The organism is Pseudochrobactrum sp. AO18b (assembly GCF_000409565.1).
GTDB lineage: Bacteria > Pseudomonadota > Alphaproteobacteria > Rhizobiales > Rhizobiaceae > Pseudochrobactrum > Pseudochrobactrum saccharolyticum.
The window spans coordinates 1-561 of sequence record NZ_ANNO01000200.1; the positions used below are offsets into that span (position 1 = coordinate 1).

The 561-nt window shown below is 48.7% G+C and carries 1 protein-coding gene; it reads left to right on the top strand.

The window, feature by feature from the left end:
- Positions 1-276: methylated-DNA--[protein]-cysteine S-methyltransferase (locus A918_RS0108405; RefSeq protein WP_022710635.1), on the top strand; the 276-nt coding region annotated here is incomplete at its 5' end.
- Positions 277-561: the final 285 nt, after the last annotated feature.

Sequence of the window (561 nt, forward strand, 5' to 3'; positions counted from 1 at the left end):
CTTGGCACACCTTTTCTCAAGGCAGCATGGCAGGAGCTTGCAAAAGTGCCTTATGGTACAGTTGTCACCTATGGTGAACTTGCAGAACGTGCCGGTCATCGCGGCTCTGCGCGTGCTTTTGGCCGCGTGAATGCGATTAATCCGATTTCGATTATTGTTCCCTGTCATCGCGTTATCGGCGCCAATGGTCAACTAACAGGCTTTAGCGGCGGTCTAGCCAAGAAAGAGGCACTATTGCGTCTGGAAGGCAGCCTTTATCAGGAACGCTTACTCTAACTGCGTGAGTAGAGCTTCCCCTCATCCTCGCTTAAGCGATTGAGGTGAAGCCCTTATAGCCGTCGCTTGATTATCGACTTTAGGCTGCACAGTCTATTGCAAGAATTTTGCTTGGTTTAGCCAGAGCTATTGAATTTCGGATGAATTTTGGGGATTTTTGTTGCGGGTTTGGCTTTGTGCCGTTCGTCGTGCAATTGATATTGTATCGCTTGCTTTTCCTCCTCCCCCTTCTGGTTATGAGCCTGATGAGGTGAGAGCGTATAGAAATCGATTGCTTATCGGTTT